Origin of the sequence: Novosphingobium sp. TCA1 (assembly GCF_009811895.1) — a bacterium.
Taxonomy (GTDB): Bacteria; Pseudomonadota; Alphaproteobacteria; order Sphingomonadales; family Sphingomonadaceae; genus Novosphingobium; species Novosphingobium panipatense_A.
Map to the genome: position 1 here is coordinate 1 of NZ_BLJH01000062.1, position 9,763 is coordinate 9,763.

The window sequence follows — 9,763 nt, forward strand, 5'->3', positions numbered from 1 at the left end:
CGGTAAAGTCGATGGCCATTTTCGAGCCTGCGCTTGCCGGTGGCGCCGGAACGGTGGCGGCGGATGCAGGGGCGCCCCTCACGCTCTCAGAAGAAGCATTGGCCGCCGCTCGCGCCGACGAGAAGAACAGCCCCGAGGTTTGCGCAGCCCGCCGCTCTTCCTCAGCGTGATCGATCATGCTGTCCTTAACGGGTTTCGCGGCAGCTTCGGGCAGGGCCAACGATGGAAGGCCCCCTTCCCGCTGCCTCTGCAGGATCGGACGGCCGAGATCGCCGGGCAGCGGCGGCCCCAACTTCGGCACCCCGTCGTAGCTCTGCGGCAATCCGGCGATGGCATCGGGCGGACCACTCCGCGCCTGGGTACCGTCATCCGCATGCCCGGCAAGATGCAAATCTACGCCCTTGAGCGCATACCAGGCCGCACCGGCAATCGCCAATGCAGTGATCGCGGAAATGGTGATAATCGCTTCGCGCTTGAAGCGCTTGGCCAAGGGCGGCTTTTGCCGCAAGGCCAGGCTTTCCGGATCGAGTTTCCGCGAGATCTGCTGGGCATCAACGCCGGGCCCTTCGGCCTTGCGATCAGATTGACCGGTCGGCGAAACCGCCTGCACGGCCTGAGCCATGCCTTCTGCAGGTTCGGGTCCGCTCATTTCCCCCTCCTGTTTGAGGTGCCTTCCACGACCCGGTCGATGCGAACGATCTGCTGGTTCTTGGTTCCAAGCCGCAGCTCGGCGGCATTGAAGATGCGGTCGACGACATAGAAGCGGCCGCTCAGGCGGTAGTTCACCAGCTCCGCCGTGCCTTTACCATCGACGAGGAACAGCGGAGGCGCTTCATCGAGCACGATGCTGACGGGCAGCTGGATGAAGGTCTGCCGTCCATCATCGAAGGCGCGGAGTGGCCGCCAGGTCGGCCGGTCGCCGGAGATCTCGTAATTGAAGTTGAGGGCCTCCGGCGTGACGCCTGCGGCTACAGGCCGTGCTGCTTCGGCGGCAGCATTCGCCCGTTTCAGCGCCACCAGCGCATCCTCGGGGTAGGTCCATGACATGGCCGACAGCGCCGCTCCGCTCGCACTCGACAGTGTCAGATGATAGCTGCGGCGGTCGGTCGTGACGACGAGGTTGGTGGTGAGACCGGCGGTGAACGGCTTGACCAAGATGTGGGTCCGCTTGCCCTCACCCTGCCCGCTAGTGGTATCGCCGATCACCCAGCGCGCGGTATCGCCGCTCGCGACGGCGACGAGGGCCTCGCCCGGCTGCAGCGCGATATCGGTGATGCGGTCCGGCGCAGTCGCGACCTGGTAGAGGGCGCCTTCAGCAAAAGCCTGGACCTGAACGGCATTGAGGAACCGGCCTGCCGCGGGCTCGACCGTTGCGGCGTGATTGGCCCGTTCGATCACGGAGGCGTTGCCGTTCGGCGACGGCGCAGCCTGCGCTGTATCGTGCAGGGCCGGAATCAGCAGGGCAGCAGCAATGGCCGCTGATCTCGTCGGAAAGGCGATCATGGCAGAACCTCCTGTTGCGGATTGGAAAGCGGCTGCTCAGGAACCGTCGCCGCCGGTTGCGGCGCCGGGCTCTTGGCCGCCGGCACATCGAGTTCCCGGCTCCAGTCGACGGCATCGACGTAGATCCCGAGCGGATTGCGGCGGAGCACGTCGGCGCTTCGCGGCGGCCGGGTCACGAACGTCAGGATGCCCGTCCAGTGACCGACGTCACCCTTGGCGCCGCGCTCGTACTCGGTTTCCGTCCATTTGACCTGGAACGAGGTATCGGACGCCCGAACCACGCTTGTCACCTGCACGGACACCGTACGCTCACCAATCTGGGCGAAGGGATCGGCATCGCGGGCATAGCCGTCGAGGAACTGCGCGCCCCGCCGGGTCGCGAAGTCGTAGGCCGACAGCCAATCGCGCCGCATCAGCACCGGATCGAGCGAGACCGAGCGGACACTTTCCACGAAGCGCGCAAGATGCCAGGCAATCTGCGGATCGGTTGGGGTATAGCGGCTCTCTGCTTCATTGATCGCGCGGGGTTCGCCGAGATTGTCGACCTCCACGACATAGGGCACGACCCGGCTCTGCAGCGACTGCCACACGACGGCGCACGCCACCCCGCCTGAAAGGCCAAGCATGCCCAACGCCATGAGTCGCCAGTTACGCGCCTGTACCCGCGCCGAACCGATGCGATCATCCCAGACCTGGGCCGCACGCTGAAAGGGTGTCTCTGGTTCGGGGGTTCGCCCATACCTCTGGACCGCTCGCTTGAATGCCATTGTTCAATCCTCCTTTTCGTGGATATCGGGAACAGCTGCGGCGCCGCCGCGATCACCCTCCTTGAGGGTCTGCAGTGCGACTTGCCGGTGATGGCGCGCGTCCTGCTGACGGCGCAGGTCCCGCGCCCAACCAGGCGCCGGATGGGTTGATGCCGGAGATGCGGCGGGGCCTTCACCGGTCCCGCCAGCGGCACCGTGGAAGGCCTCAGTCGCGGCGTCGCGCGCGCGCTGTGCTGCTTCGCCGATACCGAAAGCCTGGCTCGCTTTTTGCCGCGCGGCACCGCCGGCCGCCTTGGCGACGCCGCCAAGGCCTGCTCCGATGCCGGATGATCCAGCGCTGCTCTGGCCGAGCCCGTAAGCGGTAGATGCTGCGGTTCCCATACTGGTGCCGGCCCTGATCGCGCCGAGTGCAGCGCCGCCGGCCAGACGCGCAGCGCCAACGGCCCCGCCCGCCCCTATCGCGACGATCCCAGCGGCGCCTGCCGCCGTACCAAGAGCCGCGCCTGCTCCCAGTTGCGGCGCGCCGGATACCAGCCCCGAGGCGATCGCCGGGCCAAAGATACCAAGCCCGAAGAGCGCCAGGCTCGCCAGCACAAGGCTGAGCGCCTGGCCAATATCCGGCTCCTGCCCCTGCAAGGCGCTGGTGAATTCATCGAAGAAGGTCGAGCCGATGCCGACGATGACCGCGAGCACCATGACCTTGATCCCAGAGCTGACCACGGCGCCGAGCACGCGTTCGGCCAGGAATGCCGTGCGGTTCCACAGGGCGAAGGGCACGAGAATGAACCCGGCGAGGCTCGTCAGCTTGAACTCGAGGATCGTGACGAACATCTGCACCGCGAGCACGAAGAAGGCGATGATGACGAGAAGCCAGGCCAGGAGCAGAACGACGATCGTCAGGAAGTTGTCGAAGAAGCTGGTAATGCCCATGAGCTGCGAGGCCTGATCGAGCAGCGGCCACGCGCCGGTGAAGCCAGTGCCGGCGAGGCGGCCGGGTTTCAGGAGGTCAGCAGCGGTGATCGAGCCGCCCCCGGCAGTAAGGCCCGCCTGGGCCAGCGAACGGAACACGATGTCGCCGAGGGATGCAAAGTTGCCGATGATGAAGGCGAAGGCGCCGACATAGAGGATCTTGCGGATGAAGCGCCCGAGGATGTTGTCCTCGCCGCCCAGCGTCCAGAACAGCGCCGCCAGCGTCATGTCGATACCGATCAGCGTCGCGCTCAGGAAATGCACGTCGCCGCCCAGCAGGCCGAAGCCGCTGTCGATATAGGCGATGAAGCTCGTCATGAACCTGTCAATGACATTGAGGTTGTTCATGGGCCGGGCACCTTGCGATGGATATGCCTTCCGAATAGTTCGCCGCGGGACGCAGCCCAGGGGAGCGGAAAAGCCGCGTCCCGCGACACGGCGACGGGAGAGGCTTGACCGTCGCCGTAACCGATGATTTCGAAATGCCCGGCGGCCCCGCTCGAGCCGGGAGCACTGGAACGCAGGTCAGTCCGGCGTGTAGGCCGTGCCCGAACCAAGGAACTTCTTGGTCGCCGCCTGCGCATCACTGGCGGACTGGGTTCGGTTCGCTCGCTCGATCGCCTCGGCCCGGTACTGCGCGGCCAGCATCTGCTGGATCTGGAACTGCTGCTTCGCGGTCAGCGCCAGGAGCTGATTGGTCGCCTGACTGGCCTGAAGCGCGCCTTCCGCGCCCTGGCTGCGATCAACGATCGCCGAGAGCGATGCGGCATCGGCTTCGACATTCTCGACCACTTGGGCCTGGATGCTCATGGTATGCTCATAAGCCGCCATGGCCGTCTCCATGCGACTGCGCGCCGCGCTCACCTGCGAAGCAAGTGAGAGCGAAGTGCTGCCGCTGGTCGGATAGAGCTGGCGATATTGCTTATTAAGCGTGGAGACCTGGAAGCGGATGCCCTGCGCCTGCCCCATCAGCGTATCAATCTTCTGCAGCGTCTGGGTCAGCGCCTGAAGTTCGGGAAAGCGGATGGTGGTCAGGTTCTTCGCTTCGTTGATGAGGCTTTGCGCCTCGTTCTGCAACGAGCGGATCTGGTTGTTGACCGCTTGCAGCGTGCGCGCTGCAGTCAGCAGGTTCTGGGCGTAGTTGGTGGGATCATAAACCACCAGAGCGCGGGCCGGTTTGGAGGGGATGGCGGTGCCGATCAGCGCTGCACCAGCGATGGCAACCCCAAGGCCCGCGCAAGCGAGCAGCGACACACGCGGCTTGGCATTCACCTTCATAGATCTTCTCCAAACAGGCCGAGGGAAAGAGGTGGTTCTGGCGCCGGCGGGACCAGGTCGGCTGCCCAGGACGCCTTGCTGCCCGCGAGGAAGCGGCGCAGGAAATCGTGCGTGCCGCTATCGGCGAGGAGCGCATCGATCCGCGCCTGGCTCGCCGGATCGGATGCGCCGCAGATCGCCAGGGCAAGTGGGCCGAGCCCCAGCTCGAACAGGCGATTGCCGCGCGCGGATTGCAGGTAGTAGTCCCGTTTCGGGGTGGCCCGGGCGATGATCTCGATCTGCCGCGCATTGAGGCCGAAGCGCTCATAGGCGGCGCGCGATTGCGGTTCGATCGCACGGTCGTTGGGGAGAAGGATGCGCTGCGGGCAGCTTTCGATGATGGCCGGCGCGATCGCACTGTCCGCGATGTCGGCAAGGCTCTGGGTCGCGAACAGCACCGACACGTTCTTCTTGCGCAGCGTCTTGAGCCATTCGCGGATACGCGCCGCAAACAGGGGATCGTCGAGCAGGCTCCACGCCTCGTCGAGCACCAGGAGGGTCGGGCGGCCGTCGAAACGCTGCTCGATCCGGTGAAACAGATACGTGAGGACCGGCGCGACCAGCCCTGCCCGGTTCATCAGCGCTTCGGTCTCGAAGCACTGGACATCGGCCTCCGCCAACCGCTCCTCCGCGGCATCGAGCAGGCCGCCATAGGTTCCCTCGAGCGTGTAAGGCGCCAGCGCCATGCGCAGCGGGTTCGACTGCAGTACCAGCGAGAGACCCGTCAGCGTTCGCTCCGCCTCCGGCGCTCCGGCAAGGCTGGACAGCGCCGACCAGACCTGGTCCTTCACGTCCGGGGTGATCGTCACCTTCTCGCGCGCCAGCAGGTCACAGACCCAGTCGGCCGCCCAGCTGCGTTCGGCCGCCTCGTCGATGCGCTTCAACGGCTGAAAGCTGAGACCCCCTTCCCCATCGATGCCCTGTCCCAGCGCGTTGTGGCTGCCGCCCATGGCGAGCACGGCCGCGCGCGCGGACCGGCCCATGTCGAAGATAACGATGCGGGCGCCTTCGTAGCGACGGAATTGGCAGGCGATCAGCGAGAGCAGGACGGATTTGCCAGCACCGGTGGGGCCCACCACCATCATGTGCCCGACATCGCCGACGTGGGTCGAAAGCCGGAACGGTGTCGATCCCTGCGTTGAGGCGAAAAGCAGCGGCGCGCCGCCAAAATGATCGTTGCAGGCCGGTCCCGCCCAGACCGCCGACAGCGGCATCAGATGGGCGAGGTTCAGGGAATGAACCAGCGGCTGACGGACATTGGCGTAGATCTGTCCCGGCAGCGAGGAAAACCAGGCTTCGACCGCGTGCAGGCTTTCGCGCAGGCAGGTAAAGCCAAGGCCGTTGACCACGCGCTCCACGGCGCGGACCTTTTCCTCGACGCCCTCGCGATCGGAATCCGACACCGTGATCGTCGTCGTAAGATAGCCGAAGGAGACGTGATCGCCGCCCAGCGCCTGCAGGGCGAGATCGGCATCGACAACCTTGTTGTCGGCGTCGCTGTCGACCAGCTGGGCCGGCTGATTGTACATGACCTCCCGCAGCAATGCGGTGATCGACTTGCGCTTGTTGAACCACTGCCGGCGTAGCCGGGTGAGCACCTTGGTGGCATCGATGCGGTCGAGGGCGATGAAGCGGGTCATCCAGCGGTAGGCGAACGGCTGCGCGTTCAGCGCATCGAGCAGCCCCGGCCGGCTGAGATTGGGGAAGCCAAGCACCGTCAGAGTGCGCAAATGCATGCGGCCCAGCCGCGGCTCGAGACCGCCGACGAACGGCGTATCGGCAAGGATCGCATCGAGGTAGACCGGCGTCTCTGGCACGGCGAGCGAGACCGGATTGTCCGAGATGCAGTCGTGGAGATAGGTGAGCGTCTCCGCGCTATCCAATGCCCTTACCTCAGGCATGAAGCCGGAAAAAAGGTCGAGGACGCGGCCAGTCTCGGCAGTAAATCCGGCAAGCGCCGTTCGCCAATCGCGCGGCGCGCCGCGTTGCCCATCAGTGTTCTCGACAAGGGCACGCCCGGCAGCATCACCGGCGTCGGCCGGTGGCAGCCAGATCAGCGTGCCGTAATACCTGCTCTCGAAATGCTGGCCTTCCGCTTCGAACGCGGACCGCCGCTCGGCATCGATCAGGTCCGAGGCGGCATCGGGAAACCGTCCAATGGGATAATCCATGGCTTCCCGGCGCTGCGCTTCGAAGAAGATTGCCCAGCCCGAGCCGAGGCGGCGCAGGACGTTGTTGGCGCGGGCGCAACTGCCGACAAGTTCGGCTTCGGTAGCGCTCTCGAGATCGGGACCACGAAACACGAAGCTGCGCTGGAAACTGCCATCCTTGTTGAGGACGATGCCCGGGGCGACCAGCGCGGCCCATGGCAGGTGATCGGCCAGGCGGTCGAAACGGGAGCGGTATTCGGCAAGGTTCAACATGCCAGGTATCCTTTCTGGCGCAGATGACGCAGGAGAACGCCCGCGAAATCGGGATCGCGGCGCGCGGCAAACACCGCGAGGCTGTGGCCGATTGCCCAGAGCGCGATGCCGACCGGCCATTGCTGAAGTCCAAGGCCAACGGCGGCGGCGAGCGTCCCGTTAAGGATCGCGATCCCGCGCGGAGCCCCGCCCATCAGAATGGGCTGGACGAGGCTCGCGTGGATCGGTGTCTCGAAGCCTTCGAGGTGGCTCACGAGACCAGGGCTCCCCCGCCGAAGCTGAAGAACGACAGGAAAAAGCTGGAGGCGGCGAAAGCGATCGAAAGACCGAAGACGATCTGGATCAGCTTCCTGAAGCCCCCCGCCGTCTCGCCGAACGCCAGGGCAAGGCCGGTGGTGATGATGATCAGCACCGCGACAATCTTGGCGACCGGTCCCTGGACCGATTCCAGCACCTTTTGCAGCGGGTCTTCCCACGGCATGCCTGAGCCGCTGGCCCAGACCGGGGAACTCATTGCCACGGCAAATCCAAGCAGCGCGGCACTGCTGAGGTCACGACCGGCAATCCTGATAACACGCATGTCATTCTCCTTCGGGTTGAACTGGCTGGGAGGTGGCCACCGGGCGCAAGGCATCGACGACGCGGTATTCCCCGCGCTCATCAAGGCCCATGACACGCGCGACGGTGTCGATCCGGCGGCCGGCGCCGCGTCCGGAAATGAAGACGACGAGGTCGATGGCCTCGGCGATGAGCCGGCGGGGCACGGTGACGACCGCTTCCTGCACCAGCTGCTCGATCCGGTAGAGCGCGGCGCGCGCGTTGTTGGCATGGACGGTGGCAATCCCGCCCGGGTGTCCGGTGTTCCAGGCCTTCAGCATATCGAGCGCCTCGGCGCCGCGCACCTCGCCGACAATGATTCGATCGGGCCTCAACCGAAGCGTCGAGCGCACGAGATCGCTCATCGATACCCACCCTGCCCTCGTGCGCAGCGCTACGGTATCGGCAGCGGGCGATTGCAGCTCGCGGGTATCCTCGATCAGGATCACCCGTTCATCGAGGTTGGCCATCTCGGCGAGCAGCGCATTGGCGAGCGTGGTCTTGCCCGAGCTGGTGCCACCCACCACGAGGATGTTGGCGCGCTCGACCACGGCGCGCGACAAGAACCCCGCCGCGCCAGGCGTCATTATGCCGTCGCGCACATAGTCCATCAGTCCGTGGATTTTTGCGGCCGGTTTACGGATCGAAAAGCAGGGTGCAGTCGCCACCGGCGGCAGCAGACCTTCGAAGCGCTCCCCCGCGCTGCTGCCATGCGGCGGCAGTTCGGCCGAGACGATCGGCGCATCCGCATGCACCTCCGCGCGAATGTGCGAGGCGACTAGCCGTACGATGCGCTCGACCTGGGCCGGCTCGAAGCCGATCCCGGTATCCATCCTCCCCTCACCCAGGATATCGAGCCGCAAGGCTCCGTCGGGATTGACCATGATCTCGACAACCCGGGGATCCTCCAGCGCCTTGCGGATCGCGGGCCCCATGGCGGTCCGGAGCATGGCGCGGCAGCGGTCGGCGGATATCCGATCGGGAGTGTCAATCATGACTGCCGCCATCGCTTTCCAGCGAGGAAAGCGTGCGCTTGCCGCTGCCGATCTGGCGTCCGACCTGGGCGACGAAGGCCTCGAACCTATCGCGCCCGACAGCGCGGGCGGCCGCATCTCCCTCCGGCAGCGGCGCGGTGACCATCAGCTGGTAGCGGACAAACAGCGCCAGGGTCTCAAGAACGACATCGAGATCCCGGCGCGTGGCCTCGAGCTCTCGCGAGAGTCGGTCCAGCCGCGGCTTCAGGAGATCATCGATTTCGCGGGCGCCCTTGCGGGCAAGCCAGACCTTGAGAGCGTCGTTGACCACCCGGCTCTTGTTGCCGCGAGGGCCTGCGGCTAGGCGATCGAGCGCGGTGCTCAGGTCCTGGTCAAGATAGAGGTTCTGCCTGATTTTCATGGGTTGGCCTTACAGTCCAAGTATCTGCGTGTGATCGCTGTCATCGAAGGCAAAGCCGCGCGCGACCGGCGTCATCGCCTGAGCCTGCTCCATCGCCCGCTTGTCGCCGGCGATGTCATCGTCATCGGTGGCCGGCACGATCTCCGGGGCGTTCTCCTCTTCAACCGAGAGGCTGTGGCCGCCAGTCGAGCCGGGCTGACGCTGTTGCTGCGGGCCGCTCTCGTCTGCGGTAGCGGTTTCCTCCGCGACCTCGGCGAGACGTGCGTCCTCCATTCCGACGCGGTCCGCCCAGTCGTCGGGACGCGCATCCGGCCGGTCGGCGTATTGTCCGGCGGTCAGGATCGGCGCGGGAAGCCGTCGTTCGGCGAAGTTCGTGTCGGCGTAGTAGCGCAGCTTGCGGGCCCGGATCGGTGCCAATCCGGACAGCAACACCAGTTCCTCGTCCGGCGACAGCTGCATGACCTCGCCCGGCGTCAGCAGTTGGCGAGCGGTTTCCTGGCGGCTGACCATGACGTGCGCGAGCCACGGCGCCAGCCGGTGCCCGGCATAGTTGCGCATCGCGCGCTGTTCGGTCGCGGTGCCAAGCGCATCGGAAATGCGTTTGGCGGTGCGCTCGTCGTTGGTCGCGAAGGCCACCCGAACATGACAATTGTCGAGGATCGAGTTGTACTCGCCGTAGGCCTTCTCGATCTGGTTCAGGCTCTGCGCGATCAGGAAAGCGCGGATGCCGTAGCCGGCCATGAAGGCGAGGCTGGTCTCGAAAAAGTCGAGGCGGCCGAGCGCGGGGAATTC

General features: G+C 65.7%; 10 protein-coding genes and 1 pseudogene. All 11 read right to left on the reverse strand.

From position 1 onward, the window contains the following. Positions 1–649: pseudogene (locus NTCA1_RS27130) on the reverse strand (hypothetical protein); the annotation flags it as partial. After that, the gene (gene trbG, locus NTCA1_RS27135; RefSeq protein WP_159832385.1) at positions 646–1,503 is read right to left on the reverse strand and encodes a P-type conjugative transfer protein TrbG; all 858 of its coding nucleotides are present in this window, start codon (positions 1,501–1,503) and stop codon (positions 646–648) included. The gene trbG and the pseudogene NTCA1_RS27130, both read right to left, overlap by 4 nt. After that, complete coding sequence (trbF, locus tag NTCA1_RS27140) at positions 1,500–2,270, reverse strand: conjugal transfer protein TrbF (protein WP_159832386.1); 771 nt, start codon at positions 2,268–2,270, stop codon at positions 1,500–1,502. The genes trbG and trbF overlap by 4 nt, the downstream gene beginning before the upstream one ends. Positions 2,271–2,273: 3 nt before the next feature. Then, the gene (trbL, locus tag NTCA1_RS27145) at positions 2,274–3,587 is read right to left on the reverse strand and encodes a P-type conjugative transfer protein TrbL (protein WP_159832387.1); all 1,314 of its coding nucleotides are present in this window, start codon (positions 3,585–3,587) and stop codon (positions 2,274–2,276) included. Positions 3,588–3,764: 177 nt separating this feature from the next. Then, on the reverse strand, positions 3,765–4,517 hold the full coding sequence (trbJ, locus tag NTCA1_RS27150) for a P-type conjugative transfer protein TrbJ (protein ID WP_159832388.1): 753 nt from the start codon (positions 4,515–4,517) through the stop codon (positions 3,765–3,767). Continuing rightward, positions 4,514–6,979, reverse strand: coding sequence for a conjugal transfer protein TrbE (gene trbE, locus NTCA1_RS27155; protein ID WP_159832389.1), 2,466 nt, complete (start codon positions 6,977–6,979; stop codon positions 4,514–4,516). Before trbE ends, trbJ begins: the two co-directional genes overlap by 4 nt. After that, the gene (locus tag NTCA1_RS27160) at positions 6,973–7,173 is read right to left on the reverse strand and encodes a VirB3 family type IV secretion system protein (protein ID WP_236549606.1); all 201 of its coding nucleotides are present in this window, start codon (positions 7,171–7,173) and stop codon (positions 6,973–6,975) included. The genes trbE and NTCA1_RS27160 overlap by 7 nt, the downstream gene beginning before the upstream one ends. Before the next feature lie 56 nt (positions 7,174–7,229). Further along, positions 7,230–7,559: a TrbC/VirB2 family protein gene (locus tag NTCA1_RS27165; RefSeq protein WP_159832391.1), complete on the reverse strand. Its 330-nt coding sequence runs from the start codon at positions 7,557–7,559 to the stop codon at positions 7,230–7,232. 1 nt (position 7,560) lies between these two features. Further along, on the reverse strand, positions 7,561–8,571 hold the full coding sequence (gene trbB, locus NTCA1_RS27170) for a P-type conjugative transfer ATPase TrbB (RefSeq protein WP_201282614.1): 1,011 nt from the start codon (positions 8,569–8,571) through the stop codon (positions 7,561–7,563). Continuing rightward, entirely contained in the window at positions 8,564–8,971 is a 408-nt protein-coding gene (locus tag NTCA1_RS27175; protein WP_159832392.1) for a CopG family transcriptional regulator, read from the reverse strand. Before NTCA1_RS27175 ends, trbB begins: the two co-directional genes overlap by 8 nt. Before the next feature lie 9 nt (positions 8,972–8,980). Next, a partial coding sequence (locus NTCA1_RS27180) for a type IV secretory system conjugative DNA transfer family protein (RefSeq protein ID WP_159832393.1) occupies positions 8,981–9,763 on the reverse strand: 783 nt, incomplete at its 5' end.